The 23,355-nt window shown below is 71.6% G+C and carries 14 protein-coding genes; 3 read left to right on the forward strand and 11 right to left on the reverse strand.

Features of this window, described 5'->3' with window-relative positions:
* Positions 1-268 precede the first annotated feature (268 nt).
* Positions 269-2,200: a hypothetical protein gene (locus tag ACGFZ2_RS23380; protein ID WP_393456798.1), complete on the forward strand. Its 1,932-nt coding sequence runs from the start codon at positions 269-271 to the stop codon at positions 2,198-2,200.
* 472 nt (positions 2,201-2,672) lie between these two features.
* Here ACGFZ2_RS23380 and ACGFZ2_RS23385 read toward each other — a convergent pair whose 3' ends face one another.
* The 4 genes from ACGFZ2_RS23385 to ACGFZ2_RS23400 all read right to left on the reverse strand — a co-directional run bounded on the left by ACGFZ2_RS23385 (position 2,673) and on the right by ACGFZ2_RS23400 (position 4,966).
* A complete protein-coding gene (locus ACGFZ2_RS23385) occupies positions 2,673-3,818 on the reverse strand; it encodes an RNA polymerase sigma factor (RefSeq protein ID WP_393263447.1) in 1,146 nt (381 codons plus the stop codon).
* A gap of 4 nt (positions 3,819-3,822) precedes the next feature.
* Positions 3,823-4,230 carry a YciI family protein gene (locus ACGFZ2_RS23390; RefSeq protein ID WP_393456801.1) on the reverse strand — a complete coding sequence of 136 codons (408 nt, stop codon included), beginning with the start codon at positions 4,228-4,230 and terminating at the stop codon, positions 3,823-3,825.
* Positions 4,231-4,293: 63 nt separating this feature from the next.
* A complete protein-coding gene (locus tag ACGFZ2_RS23395; RefSeq protein ID WP_393456804.1) occupies positions 4,294-4,425 on the reverse strand; it encodes a hypothetical protein in 132 nt (43 codons plus the stop codon).
* A gap of 22 nt (positions 4,426-4,447) precedes the next feature.
* Positions 4,448-4,966 (reverse strand): VOC family protein, encoded by a 519-nt coding sequence (locus ACGFZ2_RS23400; protein ID WP_393456807.1) that lies wholly within the window; start codon positions 4,964-4,966, stop codon positions 4,448-4,450.
* On the opposite strand from ACGFZ2_RS23400, the gene ACGFZ2_RS23405 reads away from it, so the two are divergent.
* Positions 4,956-5,993 (forward strand): hypothetical protein, encoded by a 1,038-nt coding sequence (locus tag ACGFZ2_RS23405; RefSeq protein ID WP_393263455.1) that lies wholly within the window; start codon positions 4,956-4,958, stop codon positions 5,991-5,993. The two genes, ACGFZ2_RS23400 and ACGFZ2_RS23405, sit on opposite strands and share 11 nt — an antisense overlap.
* 91 nt (positions 5,994-6,084) lie before the next feature.
* Positions 6,085-7,437, forward strand: a complete 1,353-nt coding sequence (locus ACGFZ2_RS23410) for a serine hydrolase domain-containing protein (RefSeq protein WP_393456810.1) — start codon at positions 6,085-6,087, stop codon at positions 7,435-7,437.
* Between the two features lie 116 nt (positions 7,438-7,553).
* Here the strand turns inward: ACGFZ2_RS23410 and ACGFZ2_RS23415 are convergent, their stop codons facing one another.
* The 7 genes from ACGFZ2_RS23415 to ACGFZ2_RS23445 all read right to left on the reverse strand — a co-directional run bounded on the left by ACGFZ2_RS23415 (position 7,554) and on the right by ACGFZ2_RS23445 (position 23,176).
* Positions 7,554-10,862 carry a S8 family serine peptidase gene (locus ACGFZ2_RS23415; RefSeq protein ID WP_393456813.1) on the reverse strand — a complete coding sequence of 1,103 codons (3,309 nt, stop codon included), beginning with the start codon at positions 10,860-10,862 and terminating at the stop codon, positions 7,554-7,556.
* Positions 10,862-11,125: a sulfurtransferase TusA family protein gene (locus ACGFZ2_RS23420; protein ID WP_393263461.1), complete on the reverse strand. Its 264-nt coding sequence runs from the start codon at positions 11,123-11,125 to the stop codon at positions 10,862-10,864. The genes ACGFZ2_RS23415 and ACGFZ2_RS23420 overlap by 1 nt, the downstream gene beginning before the upstream one ends.
* A 163-nt stretch (positions 11,126-11,288) precedes the next feature.
* The gene (locus tag ACGFZ2_RS23425) at positions 11,289-14,375 is read right to left on the reverse strand and encodes an ATP-binding protein (RefSeq protein WP_393456816.1); all 3,087 of its coding nucleotides are present in this window, start codon (positions 14,373-14,375) and stop codon (positions 11,289-11,291) included.
* A gap of 221 nt (positions 14,376-14,596) precedes the next feature.
* Positions 14,597-15,064, reverse strand: a complete 468-nt coding sequence (locus tag ACGFZ2_RS23430; protein WP_393263465.1) for a nucleoside deaminase — start codon at positions 15,062-15,064, stop codon at positions 14,597-14,599.
* Positions 15,065-15,307: 243 nt separating this feature from the next.
* On the reverse strand, positions 15,308-15,661 hold the full coding sequence (locus ACGFZ2_RS23435; protein WP_393263466.1) for a hypothetical protein: 354 nt from the start codon (positions 15,659-15,661) through the stop codon (positions 15,308-15,310).
* Between the two features lie 558 nt (positions 15,662-16,219).
* The gene (locus tag ACGFZ2_RS23440; protein ID WP_393456819.1) at positions 16,220-19,969 is read right to left on the reverse strand and encodes a S8 family serine peptidase; all 3,750 of its coding nucleotides are present in this window, start codon (positions 19,967-19,969) and stop codon (positions 16,220-16,222) included.
* 258 nt (positions 19,970-20,227) lie between these two features.
* Positions 20,228-23,176, reverse strand: coding sequence for an ATP-binding protein (locus ACGFZ2_RS23445; protein ID WP_393457058.1), 2,949 nt, complete (start codon positions 23,174-23,176; stop codon positions 20,228-20,230).
* Positions 23,177-23,355 lie beyond the last annotated feature (179 nt).

Consider the following 23,355-nt stretch of genomic DNA (forward strand, 5'->3'; position numbering starts at 1 on the left):
AGCGGCCGGGTCAAGAGCCCCGTCGCCTGACCCGACGACCGGGAAGTGCGCTACTAATCCGTATTAGCTTCTTGACTCGACGGATCGCCCGGGACCACACTCAGCACTCGGATCAGCCTGACACCTACCGCGCCCTTCGTCACTATTGGTGTCGGGTTGGCCATGCCCCGACGCCGCCCTCGCCGCGACCGCCGGCCAGTCTCCCGTGCCTCGTCCGAGTCGCCGGTTCCGCTCCGACCCGCCTGCCCGTCCCGACAGGAGGACCATCATGGCCAACGACCCGACCCCGACCAGGTTCAGACGCCGAGCGTTGCTGGCCGCCGCAGCAGGCGGAGCAGCGCTGCTCGCCGTACCGATCCGGGCGCTCGCCGAGACGTCGGAGACCACCGCGTCGGGCCTGCCGCTGCTGGCCCCACTGCCGCCCGGAGCACCGGACCGGACCCTGTTCGCCCCGCTGGAACAGCGGTTCGCCGGCTACCTGGCGATCCTTCCGGGGATGACCAACGACATCGACGACACGACCAACCACGGGTTCATGGGCGGCGGCTGGTGGCGCTCCCCGAACGCGCCGTACAACGCCAGGGTGCAGGAGCACGTCTACACGTTGAGCTGGTTCCACGCCAACCAGCGGCCGTGGAATCCGTACGCCGGAAACGCGGCGCTGGCCGGGCGGCTCGACGCGGCGCTCGGGCACTACCTCGGGCTCCAGCACGACGACGGATCCTGGCCGGAGTACAGCCGCAACGAGCACTCGCTGCCCGCCACCGGCTTCGGCCTCGGTTACCTGGCCAAGACCCTGGCCAACCTGCGGCAGTCAGGCGCGCTGCCGCAGCGGCGGACAGAGATCGAACGGGCCCTGCACGCCGGGATGGGCTGGCTGCTGAATCCGGCCAACGGCATCTGGCGTACCCCGGTCCAGTGGACCAACCAGGTCGCCGGCGGCCTCGCCGGCGCGACCCTGGCGCTGCGGCTCCAACCGGACGCCGCGCTGGCCGCCCGGCTCACCGAGCGGATCGACTTCCTGGCCGAGCAGGGACAGAGCCCGGCCGGCTTCTTCTACGACCCGACCGGCATGGACATCAACTACAACTTCGAGGTGATGCTGCCGGAGCTGGCGGAGATCTACCTGCTCACCGGCAACCGGGCCGTGCTGGGAATGGCCCGCCGGTTCACCGAGTGGTTCGGCTACAACCTGCTCCGCGAGCCGGACGGCTCGGGCTGGCTCACCTACTACGCCATGTCCGCCCGGACCAGCGTCGCCTACTACGACAACGTGATCCCCGACCCGGACCGCACCAACCTCAACTCGGCCTTCGTCCACGACCTGCCACAACTCGGCGCGTTCCTCACGTCCAGGGAGGACCGGGCCGCCGCCCGCGCCGCCTGGGCCGCCCAGCCGAGCCCCGCTCCCGGGCCGGCCAAGCAGGACACCTCGCCCCGGATCATCGCGCACGCACCGTACGAGGAGACGCTGCCGAGCAACGCCGAGAAGGAGCGGGCCATCGCGGCGCTGCCCTACCTGCGGCAGCCGGAGTTCGCCCAGGTGCGCCGGGACACCGCGGTCAAGCAGGACTACCTCTACGTCAGGCGGCCGGGGCTCTATTTCGGAGCGTTCTTCGGCACCCGGCCGACCAGCACGGTCCGCAGCGGACCGGGCTTCCTCTGGCACCCGGCGGCCGGCACCATCGTGCACGCCCAGCAGAGCGACACCGGTTGCTGGTCGACGCTGCTGCCCAACGGCAACCCGGACGGCCGGAGCAACCTGGTCGCCGAATACCAGGTCGGTGACCGGGAGTGGAACGGGAAGTTCCTCTCCCCCGGCGACGCGCCGGTGCGGGTGCGCTACCGTCTGCCGGACTCGCGGATCACCACCGAGCTGACCGTCACCCGGGACAGCGTGATTCGCTCGGTGCGGGTCACCTCGACGGCGACCGAGCAGATCCCACTGGTGCTGCAACCGCGGGACGTCGTGACGTTCGCCGACGGCACCCCGGTCGCCTACGGCGCCGACGCGGCTGCCCGCACCGACGGCCTGACCATCCGTCGCGGCGGCACCGTCGTCACGGTCAGTTGGGACAGCGTACGGCCGGCCACCGTGACCAGCACGTCCCGGACCTACCTGCGCGACGCCCGGCGCCGGGTGCACACGCTGCGGGTGCCGCACGACGGCCGGATCGAGGTACGCATCACCCTCTCCTGACCGTACGGTCTGATACCGACCAACTGCCGGACAGCACCACCCTTCCGGCGACCGAGGCGGCCGCCGGCGTGGACACCACGCCGGCGGCAGTCCTCCCAGCAGATGAAATCCGTCCGTGTCCCGCGGCTCGAACAAGGACTGTTCCGCGCCAGCCTGCCCGTCCCACTCGGCTGACCGCCATCGCTTGACCAGTAGCCGTGGCCCGGCCCGCCCGATCTCTTGACACCGCGTAACGGCATTCCCGGCCGCCGGTCAGGTACGCTACGACGCGGTGCGGTTCCGGCCCGTCACCGACGATGGCTACGGCGTCATCAGCGACGTCGCCGCGCTGTCCGGCGGGAGGCTGGCGCTGCGGCCCGGCGCACTCGCCCGGCGCACCGACGAGGGACTGGTCGAGCCGGACCGGGAGGAGAGGGACGACTACGCCGCTACCGCCGGCTCACCGGCGCGGGCAGGATCCGAGCGCGACCCGTCAGCGACTCCGGCGGGCGTTGAGCCGCGCGGCCTGACGCGTCAGGTGGTCTCGCTCGGCGAGGTTGGGGGCCTTGTGGGCCGCCTCGGCGTACAGCCGTGCCGCCGTGGCCAGGTCGCCGTCGCGCTCGTGGAGGTACGCCGCCACCGCGGCGTGGCGCGGCAGCGAGTCGTCCAGCGCCGCGAGCGCCGCCAGCCCGGCGCGCGCTCCGTCGGCCTCGCCGACGGCCACGGCGCGGTTGAGCCGGACGACCGGGCTGTCGGTCAGGCGCGCGAGTTCGTCGTACCACTCGACGATCTGCACCCAGTCCGTCTCCTCGGCGGTGCGTGCGTCAGCGTGCAGTGCCGCGATGGCGGCCTGGGCCTGGAACTCGCCCAGCCGGTCACGGGCGAGTGCGGCCTGCAGGATCTCGACGCCCTCGGCGATCGACGCGGTGTCCCACCGGCCGCGGTCCTGGTCGGCCAGTGGCATCAGGCTGCCGTCGGGCGCGGTCCGGGTGGCGCGCCGGGCGTGGTGCAGCAGCATGAGGGCGAGCAGCCCCGCCACCTCGGGGTGGTCGATCGCGGTCGCGAGCTGCCGGGTGAGCCGGATGGCCTCGGCGGCGAGGTCCACGTCGCCGGAGTAGCCCTCGTTGAAGACCAGGTAGAGCACGCGCAGCACGGTGGCGACGTCGCCGGGCTGGTTGAACCGCACGCCGGAGACGGTGCGCTTGGCCCGGCTGATGCGTTGCGCCATGGTCGCCTCGGGCACCAGGTAGGCCTGGGCGATCTGGCGGGTGGTCAGCCCGCCGACGGCGCGCAGCGTGAGGGCGACCGCGGACGACGGCGTCAGTGACGGGTGGGCGCACAGGAAGTAGAGCTGGAGCGTGTCGTCGACCGCGGGCGCGGGCCCGGGCGCCGGCTCCTCGTCGATGAGGTCCTCACGCCGGCGGCGGGCGGCGTCCGCCCGGGTCGCGTCGAGGAACCGGCGCCAGGCCACGGTGACCAGCCAGCCCTTCGGGTCCCGCGGCGGGTCGGCCGGCCAGACGCGGACCGCCTCGACCAGCGCGTCCTGCACGGCGTCCTCGGCCGCCGCGAAGTCGGCTCCGCGGCGGACGAGGATCCCGAGCACGCTCGGCGTGAGGCTCCGGAGCAGGGCCTCGTCCATCAGATCACTCCGTGATGGTGGGCGGCTCGGCCAGGAACGGACGTACCTCGAGCCACTCGTGGATCGGCCTGCCGCCCGCCCCCGGGGCGGCCGACAGCTCCCCAGCCAGCTCGATGGCGCGCTCGTAACTGTCGACGTCGAGCACCATCCACCCGGCGATGAGGTCCTTGGTCTCGGCGAACGGGCCGTCGGTGACCGGCGGGCGACCCTCACCGTCGTACCGGACGAACGTCCCCTCCGGGGCGAGCGCCTGGCCGTCGACGAACTCGCCGGTCCCCTCGAGCCGGGCCGCGAAGTCGCGCATGTACTGCACGTGCGCCGAGATCTCCTCCGGCGTCCACTGGTCCATGGGCACGTCGTTGACCGCAGCCGGAGCGCCGCGGTAGTGCTTGAGCAGCAAGTACTTGGCCATCGTGTTTCTCCTCGGTGCTGGTGCGACCCATTCTGGTCACGGCCAGCCCGGGGACGGAGCCAGTCACGGGTTCTCGACATCGCCGTCCGAGATTTTTTGGCTCTCCGCCGCGGTCGCCTCGGCCCCGGGACAGGTCTCCCACAGCAGCCCGTCGATCTCGACGACGGGCTGCTCAGCCTCCGCCGAGGGGGCCACCGACCGACCTGGGATATCTGCCCTAGAGATCCTGGACAGGACGTGACAGCAGGCAGAACTCGTTGCCCTCAGGATCAGCGAGCACGACCCAGCTCACGTCGGAGGACTGTCCCACGTCGACGCGTCGCGCACCGAGGGCGAGCAACCGGTCAAGCTCCTCCGCGGTGGACACGCCGTCGGCACGCAGGTCGAAATGCAACCGGTTCTTGATCACCTTGCCCTCCGGCACGGCCGCCACGTCGATCATCGGCCAGGAACGGTCGGAGGCCGCAATGGTGATCACCTCACCATCCTCATCGACAACCTGCCAGCCGAGAACCGAGCACCAGAAGTCGGCGATCAGTTGTGGCCGGACGGCGTCGATGGCGATGGCGGCAAGACGGCTCGGCATGCCGTCATTCTCACCCACGAACAGGCTGAGCCGTGTTCTGGCCGTCCGCTCCACCGCGCCACTATCCAATTGATGATTCTCCATATATTGTGCAGGCCGGAAGCGCCGTTGCCGTTCACTGTGGAGCGTGGAGGAGCGGATGAGACTCATCTCGTGGCAGGACAGGCGACGCGGCCGATCGGCGCCGGCGGCCCTGGGCATCCTGGTGCTGGCGGCCGGACTGGCGGTTGCCGGTCCACCCACCGCCGCACAGGCATCCGACTGCACGCGCACCCACACCGGTCGCACGCCGTTGCCGGACCTGCGTACCGGTACGTACCTCGGTGCGCAGGGCGGGCTCTACCCGGGTGGCGTCAACGTCCGCCCGGCCGCACACGACTCGGCGGGGCGGTCCCTGGCGGCCACCCAGGTCGTCCCGCGCAACGCGGCGGGCGCCGCCGACCCGACCAACGGCCGGATCGTGTTCGCCTCGATCGGCATGTCGAACACCACCCAGGAGTTCCAGGCGTTCATGCAGGCGACGGCAGGTGACACCACCATCAACCCCCGGTTGGTGATGGTCGACGGAGCCCAGGGCGGGCGCGCTGCGACCGACTGGGCTGACCCGAACAGCACCACTTGGCAGATCCTCAACGATCGGCTGAGGCAGGCCGGGGTCACCCCAGCCCAGGTGCAGACAGTCTGGCTGAAGCAGCAGTTCGCCGGGGACGGGCTGGGCGCGTTCCCCAGCGGGGCGCAGAAGCTACGGGACTCCCTACGCAGCATCGTCACCATCGCCCGGAGCAAGTACCCGAACCTGCGAATCGTCCACCTGTCCAGCCGCACCTACGGTGACTACTCCACCGCGACCCGCGGCACCGGCGCCTACGAGCAGGCGTTTGCCGTCAAGTGGCTGATCGAGGACCAGATCGCCGGAGATCCTCGACTGGCGTACGCCGGCAGCGGCGCCCCGGCTCCATGGCTGGCCTGGGGCCCTTATCTGTGGGCGGACGGGCTCGGCGCGGACGACGTGGTGGGCGGCGTGCCGGGGCGCAGCGACGGGCTGGAGTGGTCCTGCGCTGACTACCAGAGCGACGGCGTTCACCCCAGCACCTCCGGCCGGAAAAAGGTCGCCCAGGCGCTGATCAGCTTCTACAAGAACGACACCACCGCCACCCCCTGGTTCCGTCGCAGTTGACCGCAGCCAGCCCGCGACACGCCGCCCGGCGAAGGGACGGACCGGTCGGGCAGGATGGATCCGGTCGCGGAGAACTGCCATGATGCCGCGCATGTCACTGCACCGCCGCACCGTGCTCGGCGCCGGTCTCGCGGCAGCCGCCGCCACCCTCGCCGGCTGTCGCGAGGTGGTCCGTTCGGCCACTTCCGGCCCGACCGCCGGCCCCAGCCCGTCGGCCGCGTCGCCGCGACCGGCGGCGGGACGGGTCACGGCTCCGAGGGCCGCGACGTCAGCCACCACCGGCACCCCCGTGACGTCCGCCGACCGCAGGCTGCTCCGCGAACTCGACCGCCACCTCGTTCCGACCAGCGCCAACCCCAAGCATCCGGCGTACGCGGGCGCGGTCGCGCTCTGTCAGGTGAACGGCACCACCACGGCGCGGGCGCGGGTCGGCAAGGCGCTGCGCTACGGCGCGGGCCCGGTGCTGCTGCCCGAGTCGAAGCAGGTCGCGATGCGGCCCGACTCGATCTTCGACCTAGCCTCGATCACCAAGGTCTACACCGCGATCCTCGCGCTACAACAGGTCGACAAGGGACGGCTCGATCTCCACGCGCCCGTGGCCGAATACCTGCCGGCCTTCACGGGCACGGGCAAGACCAGGGTCACCGTCGCCATGCTGCTGGCGCACACCAGCGGACTACCCGTCGGAGCCAAAGTCGCCGGCCTGCCCGACGACGCAGCCCGCCGGGCGGCGGTCCTCGCCACTCCCCTGGTCAGCGGCGCGATCCCCGGCACGGTCTTCCGCTACTCCAGCGTCGGCCTGATGGTCCTCGCATTCCTGGTCGAGCAGGTCACCGGGCAGCGGCTCGACCAGGCCCTCACGACCGGGTTGACCGGGCCACTCGGCCTGAAGGACACCGGATTCAACCCCAAGACCTGGCTCAGCGCCTCAGATCAGGCGAGCCGACTCGTCGCCACCGACGCGCGGTCCTCCCGAGGGCTGCTCCGCGGCGTGGTGCACGACGACGTCGCCAACCACATGGGGGGAATCGCCGGCCACGCCGGCATCTTCAGCACCGCCGCCGAGGTAGCCGTCATCGGGCAGCTGCTGCTCAACGGCGGCATCCACAACGGCACCCGGATCCTCTCCGAAGAGATCACCCGACAGATGCTCACCAACGTGAACACCGGCCTGCCCGCCGTCGACCCGGAACGACCCAACCGCACCGCCGCGCACGGCCTCGGCGTCGTGCTCGACCAGCCCTGGTTCATGGGCCGGCTCAGCAGCCCCCGCACCTTCGGGCACACCGGCTTCACCGGCACCTCCCTGGTAGTCCACCCGGACCGCCGGGTGGTCCTGGTCCTCCTGACAAACCGTGCCCACCCGAACTGGAGCTGGGCGAACCCGGACCCGGTTCGGGTGGCCGTCGCCAACGCCGTCTCCGCCGCCGCGACTCCGCGCTAGTACTGCCACTACCGGGCCGCACGGTGGCGACGAAACCTCAAGGGGCGTACGGTGCGCCACGGCGTCATGCGTGGTGGGGCCCCTCCCGCCGGTCGGCGGAAGGGGCCCACAGGTCGTCAGCCCTTGACCGGGATGGCCCGGGGCAGCGACTGGTCGATCGAGGCGCCGCCGGCGTCCTCGGCGGTGACGCGGAAGCCGAGGAAGCCGCCCGCGACCAGCGCCGTACGCGGCGCGACGAAGGCGTACTCGCCCTTGTCCCTGCGCGACACGTCGACCTCGGTCCAGGTGGCGCCACCGTCGGCGGTCACCCAGGCCCGCACCTTGCGGAGCGTGTCCGACGCACCGGTGATGCTGGCCTCGAGGGTCAGGGTCCGGTTCGGCCGGGCCCGGTTGTGCAGGTCCAGGTCGGCGGTGACGCGGGTGTTGAGCAGCCGGACCGGGCTGGCCGTGCCGGACGACCCGTCGGTGCGGAAGGTCCACCGGGTCTGGCCTTCGCCGCCCATCGGGAAGACGCCGCCCGAGGTGAACGACCGCTCCAGGACGTAGGACGCGGGGCCGGCGTTGTCGAACGTCTTGTCGATCTTGGCACCCCCGTCCACGACCAGTGCCCCGTTCCGGTAGAGCCTGGTGGTGGACGACCACTTCTGCGGGTAGCTGAAGTCGATGTAGTCGACGGTACGGCCCGTCGTGTCGACAGCGTCGTTCATGCTGAGCTCCAGCCGGGCCCCGGTGATGGTGCCCTGGGCACGGGTCGTCAGCGGACCGGCGAACCAGGTGGCGCTGGTGGTGGTGCGCGGCTGGTAGGTGGTGACCGGTCCCGGCGTGTTACGCAGTTCCACCCGGTCCTTCTGGCGGTAGGTGAACCGCATCCACTGGGTGTCCCGCGCCTGGATGTACTCGGTGCGGACCCGGGGCACGGTCAAGTACGACGGCGAGGTGATGTTGAGCGCGATCAGGCCAGGGCCGTAGACCGTGCTGCCCTCCTGGTAGCGGTGGTCCTCGTTGTAGCCCTTGTAGGTGGTGCGGATCTTGGCCAGGTCGCGGACGTCGCGCCGGCTGAGCCGGTGCGAGGCCTCGGCGGGCACCTCGTCGTCAGCGAAGGTGAGGTCGAAGAGGAACTTGCTGTCACCGGTCATGTGGTCGCTGTTCGCGTCGGCGAGCCGCCAGCGCTCCGAGCGGCCGACGGTGCCGCCCATGGTGCCGTTGGTCGGGCTGATCCAGAGCGTGTCCCGGCTGAACGGGCCGTAGGCCCCACCGATCAGGACGCTGTGGCCGGTCCAGTACTTGCCGTCCGGCGTCGTCCGGCGCAGGTTGGCGGCGACCAGTTCGGGCCGGGTGTCGAAGCCCTCCACGGTGACGGTCCAGCGCCGGGTTTCCCGGGCGTCCAGGACGATCGAGTCGGAGTCCGCCGCGTTGTCCAGGGTCAGGATCGCAACGGCGTGGTTGCCCCCGACCATCATGGCCACGGTGCCGACCACCACGTACGGGCCGTCGGGCACCCGGATGTCGGCGGTGCCCGGTTCCGCGGGGATGTTCGCCGTGATGGCGGTGCCGCTCTGGGTGTTGAGCAGCGTCACCTGGGCCGCGGCCGGGCTGCCGTCGCGGTCGAGCGCGGAGACGGTCACCGTACGGGTCCGGTCGAGCATCAGCGGCACACGTAGCGCCTGGCTGCCGTCGGTCGGGGTGGCGGTGAGCGCACCGCTGTAGGTGCCGGTGGGCGTGCCGGTGCTGTCGACGGTGAGCGTGACCTCGCCGGAGCCGCCGGCGGGCAGGGTGAGGGTGCTCGGGCTGACAGCCAGGAGACCGGCGGGGGTGCCGGCCCCCGAGCGGCCGAGGACGCCGGCGAGGGAGACGGTGGTCTCCGCCGTACCGGTGTTGGTGATGGTGACCTTACGGGTGGTGGTCCCCTCGGCGCCGGGGAAGGCGACTGACACCTCGGAGGCGAGCAGGCGCTGCGACAGCGCGGCGTTGGCGTCGAGCAGGCCGGCGCCCACCTCGTGGATCGACTGCGTGGCGGGCGGGGCCACGGCGGTCCCCATCAGCGCCGACTTCAACCGGTCGGCCTTCCAGTCCGGGTGTTCCTCGGCGAGCAGCGCCGCGGCGCCCGCGACGTGCGGGGCGGCCATCGACGTACCGCTCATCGCCATGTACCTGGGGTCGGGCTGAGGGGTGCCCTTGTTCGTCCCGGCGGCACGGGCGGCGACGATGTTCACGCCCGGTGCGGCGATCTCCGGCTTGATGAGGCCGGGAGCTCGCGTCGGTCCCCGGCTGGAGAAGACGGCGGTGCCGCCCGCGTAGTCGACTGCGGCGACCGACAGGGCGCTGGGGGCGATCGACGGGGCGGAGACGGAGCCGACGCGCGGACCGTCGTTGCCGGCGGAGACCACGAAGAGCGCGCCGGACTGGGCGGTGAGCCGCTCCAGCGCGGTGGACACCGGGTCGGTGCCGTCGGTGGGGCCACTGCCCAGCGACATGTTGATGACCCGGGCGCCCTGCCCGACCGCCCATTCCATGCCGGAGATGATCATCGAGTTGGTACCGTCGCCGTTGTCGTCGAGGACCTTGCCGACGATCAGGTCGGCCTGCGGGGCGACCCCGGAACGGATGCCGACCGCGCCCGCGCCGCTACCCGCCACGGTCGCCGCGACGTGGGTGCCGTGGCTGTGGCCGTCGATGGCGTTGCCCTTGCCGGTGAAGTCCGCGGAGCTGCTGATCCGGCCGGCCAGGTCGGGGTGGGTCGGGTCGACGCCGGTGTCCAGCACGGCGACCTTGACGCCCTTGCCGCTACGCCCCGTCGCCCATGCCTCGGGGGCCTTGATCTGGGTCAGGTTGCGGTCGAGGGCGTCCACCCTGACCTTGGCGTCCAGCCAGATCCGGCTGAAGCTGTCCAGCGTCTCGCCGAGCTCGTCGGCGTCGTCCTTGTCCAGCATGGCCGCGCTGGCGCCGATCGACGGCAGCTCGCGTTCTGCGGAGAGCAACCCGTCGGCCGCGCTCCGCGCCCGGGCCGCCGCCTTCGGGTCGGACTTGACGATCAGCGGGAGGGTATCCCGGCGGGCGTCGTCGAAGCCGTCACGCAGCAGGCCCGTGACGTTGAACAGCTGCGGGTCGAGCCGGCCGCCGACCTGCCCGATCACGTCGCTGGGATAGAAGAAGGTGTCGCCGTCCACGTCGGTGCGGGCCAGGAACGTTCCGGGCGGCGAACCGGGCGCGGGTTCCGCGACGTAGGACCGACTGCCGTCCGGGGCGGTGGTCACCGTTACCCGGTCCCCGGTGACCAGGGTGATCGTCGTGGCCGTAGCCCCCTCCGGGGCGGTGGTGGTGCCGGCTGTCGCACCGGGCGCAGCGGACGCGGGGAGCGCCGGCAGCCCGAGGATCGCCAGGCCCGCCAGCCCCGCGATCCATCGTGAGCGGATGGGTTGTCTCATCAGTCCTCCAGATTCCATTGCCTGTGCTGCGATCCCCCGATTCGGATCCGGAGCACCACGGGAACGCCGGTCTCGTCCGTGGCGAGCAGTACCGCACCGCCCGCCGCGCACCATGCGCCCACCTCGCCGGGGACCGTCGGGTCCTCGGTGAGCAGTTCCACCACGCAGCCGGGTGGCAGGCGATGGCAGTGCCGTTCGAGAACGTCCCGCACTCGTGGCCAGGACTCACCGCCGGCGTCGACGACGGCATGAACGGGTTGCATGCGTTTCCTCGGGGTTGAAAGCGTCTGGCTCGTCGCACGGTAGGAGGCGGCAATTACCACGCCCTTACCGCCGCCAGGCGGGTCCACGCCGCCGGGTCCGCCGGCCCGCCCGGCCGTTTCCCGAGGCCAAGCCCTCGGCCTCCCGTCGGGGCTCGGCCGCGCCTCAGCCGCCGACCGGGCCGGCGGTCGCGGCGTCCGCTGCGGCCAACTCGTCGGCCAGCGCGCGGATGCCGTCGAGGACCTGCAGATCGCCGGAGTCCCGGGCCACCCGCTGGCAGGCGGCCAGCGCCGCCCGCGCCTCCTCCGTGCGGCCGGTGCGCAGGAGGATCTCGGTGAGGTTCGCCAGGGTGGGTGGTAGCGCCCACGAGTGGCCGAGCGAACGGGCCAGCCGGACCGCGGACCGGGCCAGGGCGTGCGCCCGCCGATGCTCACCCAGGTGCAGCTCGATCACCGCCAGGTTGCTCTGGTCGATGGCGAGCACCGTCGGGTCACCCATCCGCCTGGCCGCGGTCACCGCCCGCCGGGCACAGTCCCGCGCCACGTCCAGCCGGCCGTTGACCCGGGCCAGTTCGCCCATGGTGGAAAGCGCCCCGGCCAGCAGCGTCAGGTCGTCGCAGCGTTCAGCCAGCCGCAGCGCCTCCGCGCAGACGTCGGACGCCCGCTCGAGCTCCCCGGTGAGCATCAGGCACGCCGCGCGGATCGACTCGACCCGGGCGAGCCGAGGCAGGATCGCCGCCTCGTCGAGCCCGACGACCGCCTGTTCCGCGCGGGTGAGGGCCGTCAGGGCCTTCGCGTACTGCCCGCAGCCGAAGTGCATCGTCCCCACGGTCAGCTCCAGGTCGACGCGTTCGGTGACGTTGCCCCCACCGGGCACCTCCGCCAGCCGGTGCCGGACCGAGTCCAACTCGGCCAGGCCGTCCTGCGGGCGGGACACCCGGCCGAGCACCTCCGCCAGCACGATCGCCACCCGCACCGTACTGCGGGCGTCCGACGACTGCTGGAACGTCCGCAAGGCCGCGCGCAGTACCCGCTCCCCCTCCTGGTAGCGGGCGCTGCGGCGCAGCACGATCCCCCAGTCCAGGCGGGCGGCGGCCGCGGCGAACGAATCGGCGGCGTCCAGTCGGGCCACCAGGTCCGCGTAGTAGACGCAGGCACTGTCGTTGGCGAAGAGGCTGGCTGCGCGTTCGGCGGCGCGCCGCAGCCAGTCCACGGCCCGCGGGTCGTCAGCCCGACCGAGATGGAAGGCAACCGCCTCGATGGCGTCGGGGCGGCGCGCCAGAATCGTGTCGGCGTACGCGCGATGCAGGTGGCGCCGGCTCGCGGCACCGAGCTGCTCGGCGCAGGCCAACTCCACCAGAGGATGGCGGAACGCGTACCCGAGCACTGGCCGGCCCCCCGTGGTGACCTCCCGTTCCACGACCAGGCCGGCGGCGACAGCGATGTCCAGCGCCGCCGCCACCGCCGGACCGCCGAGCGGCGGGTGGAGCCCGGCCACCGCGACCGCCTCCAGCTCACCGAGAGAGACCGCACCGCCTCCGCCGACCGCGAGTGCCCCGAGCACCGCCCTGGCCTCGCCGGAAAGGCGGGTCAGCCGGCCGCGGACGAGACGTCGCACCCCGTCGGGTACGCCTCGCATGTCACCGGCGGTGGCGAGTTCCAGAGCGAACAGCGGGTTGCCCCGGGACAGCTCGTAGATGCGCCGGGCACGCTGCGGCGCGACGCCGGTGAGCCGCGCACAGTCGGCGAGGCTGAGCCGGAGCAGGGCCACCTCCATGGCCAGCCCCTGTTCCACGGCGGTGTCCAACACCAAACGCCGCGGGTCGCAGGCGGGCAGCTCGTCGTCACGGATGGTCGCGACGAGCCGCCAGCGCCGAAACCGGATGGTACGCAGCAGGTGGTGCAACAGACGCAGCGAGGCCGGGTCGGCGGCGTGCAGGTCGTCGAGGACGATCAGCAGCGGTCGGGCGGCGGCCAGGTCGGTCAGCAGCGCCGCCACCGCCCGGAAGAACCGGGCCTGCTCCTCCTCCGGGCTGGCGGCGCTGCCGGGAGCATCCCCCAGGGTGGTCAGCACAGCGGCCAGCCCTGGGTGCTCGGCCGCCACCGCTGCCCGTTCGGTCGCGGGGCAGGTGGCGAGGTACCCGTCGAGCGCCTCGGCGAACACCCCGTACGGGGTCTGTCCTTCCGCCGGGTGGCAGGTGCCCCACAACACCTGCGTGCCAACCGCGGCGGCCTGCCGAGCGGCCTCCGCGACCAGCCGGGTCTTGCCGATACCCGCCTCGCCGGTCACGAGCGCGAGCGGCACCCCACCCGGCTCGGTAGCGGCCCCGCGACCGGCCGTGGCGTGCTCCACCAGCAGGGCCAGCGGGCGGGTCCGGCCGATCAGCGGCTGGTCGTGCGGGCGGCGGATCGCCGAGGGCAGCAGCGTCGCGGTGTTGTCCGCCGGCACGGTACGCGGAGCAGCCAGCAGGTCCAGCGCTTCCCGCAGCAGCGTCTGGAACTCGGGGGCGGGTGGGACTCCCAGTTCCTCCGCGAGCACGTCGCGCGCCACGTGGTACTGCCGCACCGCCTGCCTCGGCCGCCCCGCGTCCAGCAGCACGCGAGCCAGCAACAGATGCAGCTCCTCGGCATCGGGCACCCGGTCCAGTTCGGCCCGCAGCACCTCGACGGCCAGGTCCGGCTCCCCCGCCGTCATCAGTACCCCGGCCAGGGCGGGTACCACCCGGGCACGCAGCGCCGCCCACTGCCGCCGCCGCTCGTCGGCCCAGGTGGCGTACCGGTCCTCGGGCAACAGTTCGCCGCCCAGCATCTCCAGCGCGGCGGTGAGCGACGCCCGATCCCCGGTGTCGAGGGCGAGACCGGCCATCCTCGTGGCCTCGTCCGCGTCGACCACCGTCGAGGCCGGGTCGAGGCTCAGCAACTCGCCGTCGCTGTGCACGTACGCCGACGGAATCCGCGGAGGTAGTTCCGGTTCCAGCGCGTGCCGGGCACTGTGCAGGGTCACGTGCAGGTTACGCAGGGCCGCCTCGCGTGACACGTCCGGCCAGATCGCCTCCAGCGCCTGGTCCCGGTGCAGGCGGTTGCCGGGCGTGACGGCCAGGATCTTGATCAGGGTCCGGGCGCTGCTGCGCCGCCAGTGCCCGGCGACCGGCAGGCCGCCCTCCCGCTCCACCCGGAATCCGCCAAGAAGGTGGATGCGCAGCCGGCTGGGCCGTCCGAACTCCGGTTCACCCGGCTGAGCTGGCCCTGGCATGCGCGACACCATAGCGACGGTCAGGTGCCGGCCGCCCGCAAGGGGCCACGTCGGCCCTGCGGGACCCCGGTGCGGGTGGTCCCGTCCGACGGACACCGGCCACACATGGTGTCCGAACAGCCGGAGATCCGGACGGCGACGTCTGGGGCAGCCTCAGCCGTCGTTGAGCCTGCCTGAAGCCGCCCGGACCGCTGCGGCGGCATCGGGTGGAGACGCGCGCCTCAGCGTGCGCCGTAGTAGCGGCGGTGCAGGTCGTGCACCTGCGCGGCGAGGTCAGGCACGGGCCCTTCCACCACGACGTTGGGAGCGATGTCCCGGATCGGCAGAGACCGCACGGGTGGCGGGGGCACGTTCATCTCGGTCAGCCAGCCCGCCAACTGCTCGGAAGAAGCCACGTACACGATCCGGCCGAGACCCACCCAGCCGTGCGCCGCAGCACACATGGGGCAGTGCTCGCCGGAGGTGAAGACGGTCGCCTGCGCTCGTTGTTCAGGGGACATGTTCGCCGCGGCCCAGCGGGCCAGCTCGAACTCCGGGTGGCGGGTCCGGTCGCCGCCCGCCACCCGGTTGCGGTCCTCGGCGAGGGCGGTCCCGTCGGCGTCGACCAGCACCGAGCCGAACGGCTCGTCGCCCACTTCCAGAGCCTCGACGGCCAGCTCGATACAGCGGCGGAGATGCCGCAGTTCCATGTCGCTTACCATGGGTCTCCCGGGAGTCAACCGCCGCTTTCAGGGCACTGCTTCAACTGGCTTCGCTCTCGGCAACGGAGGTCAGCCGGTCGGCTGCTGCGACAGGATAGCGATGATCGCGGTGTTGCCGCAGCCGCCGCGCGTTGTGTTGCACCGTGTCGATGCACAACCACCCAGCCGTGGCCGGCACCGCACGGCCGACCCCGGAGGCCAGGTCCGTTTGTGTCGGGTTCGAGGGGCGTCTCATTGATCGAACGTGAGCCGCTCCCATTCGAGGCCGCCGCGCCAGTCGGACCGGCCGGCCGCCCAACCGGTGATGACCGACTGGAGCACGTCCAGTTCGTCGACGTACGCCCGGAAGTGGCGGTCCGGCCCGCCTTCCCGGTACTCGACGACCAGACGCCACCTCCCGTCGTCGTCGCTGGCCTCGGCGCACTGGATATAGGTCTGCCCGTCGGGGGCGCCAGTGCGATTCACAACCAGGAACTCCTCGCCCATCGAGTGCACCCGCTCGGCGAGATCCAGCAGCAGTTCCTCGGCCGGGTCGTCGTACGTGGCACCCGACTCGACTCTGGCCCGGACGGTGGGACTTGTCATGCGGCGAGTGTGCCAGCCCGGCTCGACCCCGCGCCTGCCCGGGGAGAACGAACACGTTCGGCCCCCTCGGGCAGATTTCATGCCCTTCGCGCCGATCGCAACAAGCCTGGAGGTTTCTGGGTCGCCGCTGCCGCGCCCACGTGCCGGCGACGAGGCGATCGTAGGAAGCCGGCCGATCAAGGACGACAGCCGCAGCGCTGCTCAGCGACGGAGCCAGCCGGCCTACCGACCGTTTCGGCCGGACCGACTGGACTGGCGTCCTGACGACGCCTGCACGACATCGGGGCTGCCACCGCCCGATGTCAAGGCCGCGTTCTCCGGGCTCATCGCAGCCGGGCTACTGGCCGTCGATGACGAGAACCCCGACGCGGTTACGGCAGCTCGGCCGGATCTCGCGGGCGAGGTTCTGCTGTTGCGCCGGATGCAGGAACTCCACGAGGCGCGGGCTGTGCTGCAACAGTTGGCGCTCGGCTACCGCACGGCCCCGCGGCAACGCGACCAGTCCGACACGGAAACGGCCCGGAGCCACATCGCCCCGGGCCGCTCCTTCACCCTGGTTCAGCGCACCGCGTACGCCCTGATCAAGGTTTGCTCGACCGCGTTGCCGCGGTCGTCCTGTGCCTTGATCCGCAGCGAGACGAATCCGGAACCGGGGTTGCGGACGCCGACGTGGAAGCCGTCGCCTTGTGGGTGCACGGTCGTGTCGTGCCACGTGGCGCCGTCGTCGTACGAGGCCCGGACCTCGACGGTCTTCACGGCGCCGACGGACGCCCCGGTCTGCGGCACCACCGTCAACCGGAAGTGGCCGGTGACCCCACCGAGCTGGGTGTTGTGCTCGTCGGTGGCGAAGTCGTAGCGCGGCCACAGCAGCGGCAGCGTCGCGGATCCGCCGGCCGGGCGGGTCGAGTCGAAGGTCCAGGCGGTGCGGGTCGACGTCGACAGCGGGTACCAGTTTGCGTGCGAGGTGTCCATGGTGATCCGGTACGTGCCGGGATCGGCGCTTACCGGCACGGTGGCGCGGAGGAACCGTCGCTGCTCGTTGATCAGCTCACCGTTGCGGTAGACGCGCACCAGCGAGGTGTCACCCGGGGTGTCGAACCGGCCCAGGTGGCTGGGGTCGGAGTCGCCGATCTCGGGGATGTACAACTTGAACTCGTCGCCCTGACGGTACGCCTCGGCGACCTGCGGCCCCGCGGGCCCGTTGGCCGGGGCCAGCCAGGTGGACGAGGCCACCTCACCCGGGGTGTGGACCCGTAGGCCGTCGTTGAGCGAGCGCGAGATCTTGGTGACGTCGGGGAAGTAGTTGTGGACCCAGCGGACTCCGGCGAGCGCGCCGGGCGCGTCGCCCGCCGAGTACCACTCCTCCCGCTGGTGCGGCGCGGAGAACCAGTCCACGACGTCCAGCGAGACGCTGTCGTACCACAGCCACATCGGCTGGGTGTCGCCGATGACCGTCTTGTCCTTTGCCGCGGGGAAGGTCGACTTGTAGACGGCCGAGTTGTTGCGGGTGACGTTCACCTGCGGGTTCTCGGGGAGCCCGCCCGAGTGGCGGTAGCTCACGTTGTAGACGTACGGGCTGTTGGCGATGCCCCGCAGGTCGAGCGTGGTGGTGCCCCTGGCGATGGTGTCGGTGAGCACCTTGCCGGTGTCCGCGCCGAGGCCGTAGGTGGGGATGGGCGTCGTGCCGGGCGGGAACGGCGGTGTGAAGGCGCCCGGGGTTCCGTTGACCATGACCGCGACCGCGGCGCCCTTGGCGGCGACCGCCTTCACCTGGTCGAGCATCTGCACCCCGGTGGTGCGCTGGATCACCGCCAGCTTCCCCGTCAGGTCCACGCCCTCCAGCGCGGCCGGGGTCGCCGGGCCGGCGTCGACCGCCTGCATCTTGGTGTGGCCGTCGAAGTTGGCGGTGAAGGCGCCCGGCATCAGCGGGAGCGGGGTGCCGTCCGCGTAGGAGGAGCGGATGATCGGGGCATATCGGCGCGTGCGGAAGTTCAGGTCGAAGGACCCGCGGGTCACCTTCTCGGTCGGCACCACGTACGCGTGCTGGTAGAAGGGGCCGGACATGCCGAGCATGACCTGGAGGCCCGGGCCGAAGGGCGGGATGTAGGTGAAGCCCAGCCTGAAGCCGTGCGCCTCGGTGTTCCTCGGCGTCCGAACCTTGATCTCCTTGCCTTGCCGAGCGTCGAGGGTGACGGTTGTGGGACCGTTCACCTCGAGTTGCGGGTCGCCGGCCAGGGTGAGGTCCTCGGCGCGACCACCAGCGTTCGCGGTGCCCACCAGGCCCATGACGAAGTAGCGGCCGACCGGCACCCGCAGTGTCGTGATTCCGCTATTCAGCGGCACGTCACGGAAGAAGCCGTTGTCGGTGTTGTAGACATAGACGGAGTTGCCGACGCTCGCCGGGTTGCCCTTGCGGTCGGTGGCGTTGATCGTCAGGTCGTAGCCCGGGGGCTGGATGAGGGCACCGATCGTGGTCCGGGTGACCTCGCCGGTGTCGGCGGTCGCGGTGACCCGAGCGGTGTAGGCGCCGTCGAGGCCGGTCGACGGAGTCACCGTGACGGTGGTCTCGGCCGTGCCGACTGCCGGGACGGTGACCGTGTCGGCGGCCAGCGTGAACACACCCGCGGGCGCCGCGGACCCGGTGGGACCGGTGGCGGTGAGGGTGAGTTTCAGTGTCCTTGAGGTGCCGGCGGTATTGACGTAGGTGATCTTTCTGAGGACCGGGGCGCTGTTGCCGTCGATCGCTCCGGCGCTGACCGTGGCCGGGTTCGAGTAGAGGGTGGCGTCGAGGGTCTTCGGCACGTCAACCCTGCCGTTGCCCTGCTGGAACGCCGTGAACGGGCCCGGCTTGGCGGTGCCGACCAAGACCTGCTTGAGGTGGTCGTACGTCCAGTCGGGGTGGCGCTGCTTGAGGATGGCGGCGGCGCCGGCGACGTGCGGGGTGGCCATCGACGTACCGTTGGCGCTGGTGTAGCTCCCGTCCACCGGGGTGCCCATGGTGGTGCCGGCGGCGCGGGCGGCGACGATGCCGACGCCGGGCGCGGTGATCTCCGGCTTGACCGCGAAGTCCGCCGCGCGCGGACCACGGCTGGAGAAAGGCGCGAGGACGTCGCTCTTGTCAACGGCGCCCACGGTCAGCGCGGCGTCGGCAGCGCCGGGAGAGCCAACCGTCGTGCTGCCGGGGCCCGCGTTGCCGGCCGCGATGACGAAAAGGGTGTCGTTGGAGGCGCTCAGATCGTTGACGGCCTGGCTCATCGGGTCCGTGCCGTCGCCGGCGGCCGTCGAGCCGAGGCTCATACTGACGATGTCCGCACCCTGGGCGACCGCCCACTGCATACCCGAGATGATCCCGGACTCCGAGCCCTCGCCCTGGTTGCTGAGCACCTTGCCGATGTAGAGGTCGGCCGCAGGCGCGACGCCCTTGTACTTGCCGCTGGATGCGGCGCCGGAGCCCGCGATGGTGGAGGCGACGTGCGTGCCGTGGCCGTGGTGGTCGACGGGGTCCGGGTCGCCGGTAAAGTTCTTGGTGGCCTTGATCCGGTCGACGAGGTCGGGGTGGTTGGGGTCGATCCCGGTGTCCAGGACCGCGACCTTCACGCCCTTGCCGTCATAGCCCTTTGCCCAGGCCTCTGGGGCGCCGATCTGCGGCACGCTGCGATCCAGGGCGACCTTGACGGGCTTGTCGAGCCAGAGCTTGGTGATGCCGTCCGCGAGCACGGGCCGGACGGCCGCGGTCTTCGCGTTGTCGTCGTCGACCGCCTCCCAGAACGTCCGGGCGTGCTTCTTCGACGCCGACAGCGCGAGGCCGTCGATACTCGACAGCTTGGCCTGCCGCACCGAGCCAGCAGGGGTGGAGGCGTCATCGGCCGCCGCGGGCGTGTTGTACGTGGCGATCAGCGGGATGGCGGCGCGGCGCTCGTCGTCGTACCCGTACGAGACGAGTTTGGTGAGGTTGAACAACTCGCGGTCCAGCCGGCCGGCGGCGATGTACGGGCCGGCCTCCGTCGGGATGGCGTAGAGGTCCTCGCCGAGCTTGACGGTGAGGATGTCCGGCTGCGTTCCGTCGGCGTTCGGCACGACAGTGCCCGCGGAGGTGCCGTCCGAGTACTGGTCGAGCTGGATCCGCTCGCCGGTGACCAGCGTGAGCTGGTGGGAGTCGACGAGTTTGGCGGACTGCTGGGGCCCGGCCGATTCGGGGGGACTCGCGCTCGCTGGGCCGGCGAGTGAGCCGGCCAGGACCCCGACGGCGAGCACCGCCGTCAGCCGCCGGGGCCACGGCGGCCGGGGAGATACGGGAATGGTTCGCACGTGGCGACCACCTTTCAACGGGGGTGGGACGGGGACTTACAGGGCTTCGTAGCCGTCGTCGTCCGCGGGCACGCTGCCCTGGCTGGACGTAGGCTGCTGCGGGGCAGTGGACCGCGCGGACGCGCGAGCCTGCTCAGGCTGCTGGTCCGGCTCGTTCGACGGCGGGACTTGTGGTGTTTCCATGGCGGTCGAGTGTTGTCCCCGCACCGGTTACCGGGCGACTGGGCAGATGACCCAACTTTGCCGCCCCGCACCCGCCTAGCGGTCGTCGCCGGCCGGGTCTTCGGTGACGACGCCGGCTTCCACGACCCGCACGGCCAGCGCCGTCCTGGACGACACCTCGAGCTTGCGCATCGCTGCCTCCAGGTGCCGCGCAACCGTCTTCGGTGACAGGAAGAGGGCGGTGGCGATTTCCCGGTTGGTCCGGCCACCCACGAGCAGCCGAACCACGTCGAGTTCCCGGGGAGACAGCTGATCGCCGTAGCTGCGCCGTCCACCCCGCCACGACGGACGCTTCACCTCCACGCCGTGTGCCCGCAGCGTGTGCATGACCCGCATGGCATCACCACGGGCTCCGAGGGCCGACAATCCCTGGAAGGTCTCCGCAAGGACAGGCAGCGCGGCGTTCGACCGGTCCGCGCGCAGCAGGCAGCCGGCCTGCCGCTCCCGGCTGAGCAGGGCGTCGTACGGCTGCGGGAGGCCCTGCCACGCCTCGGCGGCAAGTGCGAACTGGTCGGCGGCGCTGAGGAGATCGCCTCGGTGTTGGGCCAGGATGGCCCTGCAGGTCGCCAGGGCGGCGTGCGGGGCAGGTGCGCGGCGACCGCACACTCCCGCGGCAAAGGCGTCGACCAGGTCGCTGGCCGTGCTGACGCGGCCGGTCATGAGCAGTGCCTCGACCCGGGCCGGGGCGAGTTCGGTGGCCCAGATCCAGGTGTCCTTGCCCTCGATGAACCGGATCGGCTCGTCGGTCAGTTGCAGCACGTCGTCGATCCGCCCGGCGCCCAGCCGGAGCTTGGCCAGGGCGCCGGCAGGCTCGACCGAGTATTCCGCCCCGCCCTGCCGATCCGCCTGTTCAAGGACAAGCCGCAGGCATTCGTCCGCTCTGTCCTGGTCGCCGCGGGCCGCGTGCAGCAAGCCGGTGACCATGGCCGGCGCCAGGCGACTCACCGGCTGCAGCAGATCCTCGTCGGTAGCCAGCGAACCGGCCCGCTCGGCCAACCCGTCCCACGCTCCGGTGAGCCAGTCCAGCTGCGTCAGCGTCACCTGTCCCACCGCGCGAAGCTTGCGGTACTGGTACTTCTCGGCCAGCCCGACGCCCAGCGCGAGCACCCGACTCGCCTCCGCGTACCGCCCCCAGATCAACGCCATGTGCCCGACGTTGAGATGGCCGACCGTGACGTGCAGCCTCTCGGCGGTGGTGGCCGCGTCGTCGCCGATCAACGCCGCCTCCGCCCACCCCTCCTCCTCACCGAGCAACAGGAGCCCACTCGCCCGTCCGATCCGGATGCTCAACTGGTCCACCGGCGCCATCGAAGCCGGCACCTGCGCTACCCGGCGCAGCCACCTGAGGTGTTCGGCCGCTGGCGTGGTCGTCCCGTACGGCAGGCCGAGAAACATCATCGCGCGGGCCGCCTCCGCCGGGTTGTGCCCGAGGTCGGGAAGTGCGCGTTCCATCTCGATCCGGGCCTGCGCGAACGCCTCCATCTGCAGCAGCAGCCGGGCGACCTGGAAGCGGATCTCCGCCGCCTCACCCGGCGTCGGCTGGCCGGTGGCCAGCACACGGCGGAGAGCGTCCATCAGTTCGCGGTAGCGGTCGCGCCCGGTGAGCAGGCCGAACGGAATCTTGCCGGTGAGCCGGACCACGTCGGCGGGCAGCAAGACGCCGTTGGTGAGCAGATCGTGCAGCAGGACTACCGCCGTCGCACCGTCGCCCGAGGCGAGCGCGAGGTCGGCGGACTGTTCCGCGTACCGACACCAGGCCGTGGTGTCGCCGGCCTCCCTGAAATGGCGCGCCAGTTGCGCGACCGGTGGCGGGGTGACGCCTTCGAGCACATGTGCGGCGCGCCGGTGCATCGCCCGCCGTTCCGGAGCCGGGATCGCCTCGTAAACTGCCCGGCACGACAGCGTGTGACGGAACGAAACCAGCCCTCTCGGATCCTCCCTCAGCAGCCCTGAACCCACCGCCTCCGCCAGGCCGACCAGCCTGCTCGCGGGATCCCCAGCCGGCTCCATCACCTCGACGACGGTGTCCTCGGCAGCGGGGTCGGTCAGTACGGCGGCCGCACGCAGCGCCGCCTGCGCGGCCGGGCCGAGCCGTACGGCGCGTTCCAGCACGGCGTCGCGGACCGTCGGCGGTACATCGATCTCGCCGAGCCGATGCCGCACCCAGGAGCTACCCCGCCTGACCAGGTCAGCGCGGTTCCACATCAGTCGCACGGACTCCTCGATGGCGAGCGGAAGCCCGTCGGTCCGATCATGCAGAAAGGTCGCGAATTCGTCGGAAACCGGTTCCCCGCCGAGCATCGAGGACACCATGTTGGCAGTCCCGGCGACGTCCAGCGGTTCCAGCGTCAGCCGCAGCCGCGCCACCCCCACCGGTTGCCGCGACGACAACCGCAGCAGCAGGGAGTCCGGCGCGATCTCCCCCGGACGATAGGTCACGAGCAGGCTGATCCGTTGCCGCGGACGTGACGCCAGAAAGAGCAGGAACTCCAGGGTTGCCTCATCCGCCCAATGCACGTCCTCCACCGCGAGCAACCTGATGTTCAGCCGGTCGAGGATCTCCGCCAAGGCCCGGAACAGGCGGTGTCGTGCCGCTGCCGCGTCTTCGGCCGGCTCGGGAGCAGGTGGCAACGCCGTCGCCCACTCGGGGAACAGCGGTCGAAGCGCCCCCGCCAGCCCGCTCAGGCCGAGCCCGGCGACATCCTCAGCCGCCGGTCGGATCGCATCCACCACCGGGCCGAGGGTGAACGGCTGCCGGAACGCCGGGCAGGTCGCCAGCAGCACCTGTCGACGGTCCGAGGTCCGCGTCGCGAGAGTCTCCTGCACCAACCGGCTCTTGCCGATACCGGCTTCGCCCTCGACGAGCACGATCGCCGGCGGATCCGACAGCGCCGTCCTCAGGGCGGCGAGTTCGTGCCCACGTCCGACCATGCCGGGCGACGAAATCGCCGAGAGGTCGCCGGTGTCAGACCCGCTGGTAGACATTCGCACTATCGGGCGAACAGGGGCGACCGCGCACCGGCCGTCATGCCGGTTCCGGCGGAGGCGAGCAACATGAGCAGAGGCTACAACGCGGGAAAGCGCGTTTGAAGTGCCCGTACAAGGGCTCAGGAACCTTGCTGGGGATGCCACAGTGCCGGTCGGCGGCCGCTCGTTCCCGCCGC

The sequence above is a fragment of the Micromonospora sp. NPDC048063 genome, assembly GCF_043202855.1.
Taxonomy (GTDB): Bacteria; Actinomycetota; Actinomycetes; order Mycobacteriales; family Micromonosporaceae; genus Micromonospora.

Excerpts from the sequence above, each read along its gene's own strand:
- ACGFZ2_RS23410 (WP_393456810.1), top strand. The coding sequence starts at position 6,085 with ATGTCACTGCACCGCCGCACCGTGCTCGGCGCCGGTCTCGCGGCAGCC.
- ACGFZ2_RS23400 (WP_393456807.1), bottom strand. The coding sequence starts at position 4,966 with ATGAGTCTCATCCGCTCCTCCACGCTCCACAGTGAACGGCAACGGCGC.
- ACGFZ2_RS23420 (WP_393263461.1), bottom strand. The coding sequence starts at position 11,125 with ATGCAACCCGTTCATGCCGTCGTCGACGCCGGCGGTGAGTCCTGGCCA.
- ACGFZ2_RS23445 (WP_393457058.1), bottom strand. The coding sequence starts at position 23,176 with ATGTCTACCAGCGGGTCTGACACCGGCGACCTCTCGGCGATTTCGTCG.
- ACGFZ2_RS23380 (WP_393456798.1), top strand. The coding sequence starts at position 269 with ATGGCCAACGACCCGACCCCGACCAGGTTCAGACGCCGAGCGTTGCTG.
- ACGFZ2_RS23390 (WP_393456801.1), bottom strand. The coding sequence starts at position 4,230 with ATGGCCAAGTACTTGCTGCTCAAGCACTACCGCGGCGCTCCGGCTGCG.
- ACGFZ2_RS23435 (WP_393263466.1), bottom strand. The coding sequence starts at position 15,661 with ATGACAAGTCCCACCGTCCGGGCCAGAGTCGAGTCGGGTGCCACGTAC.
- ACGFZ2_RS23385 (WP_393263447.1), bottom strand. The coding sequence starts at position 3,818 with ATGGACGAGGCCCTGCTCCGGAGCCTCACGCCGAGCGTGCTCGGGATC.
- ACGFZ2_RS23415 (WP_393456813.1), bottom strand. The coding sequence starts at position 10,862 with ATGAGACAACCCATCCGCTCACGATGGATCGCGGGGCTGGCGGGCCTG.
- ACGFZ2_RS23425 (WP_393456816.1), bottom strand. The coding sequence starts at position 14,375 with ATGCCAGGGCCAGCTCAGCCGGGTGAACCGGAGTTCGGACGGCCCAGC.
- ACGFZ2_RS23430 (WP_393263465.1), bottom strand. The coding sequence starts at position 15,064 with ATGGAACTGCGGCATCTCCGCCGCTGTATCGAGCTGGCCGTCGAGGCT.
- ACGFZ2_RS23405 (WP_393263455.1), top strand. The coding sequence starts at position 4,956 with ATGAGACTCATCTCGTGGCAGGACAGGCGACGCGGCCGATCGGCGCCG.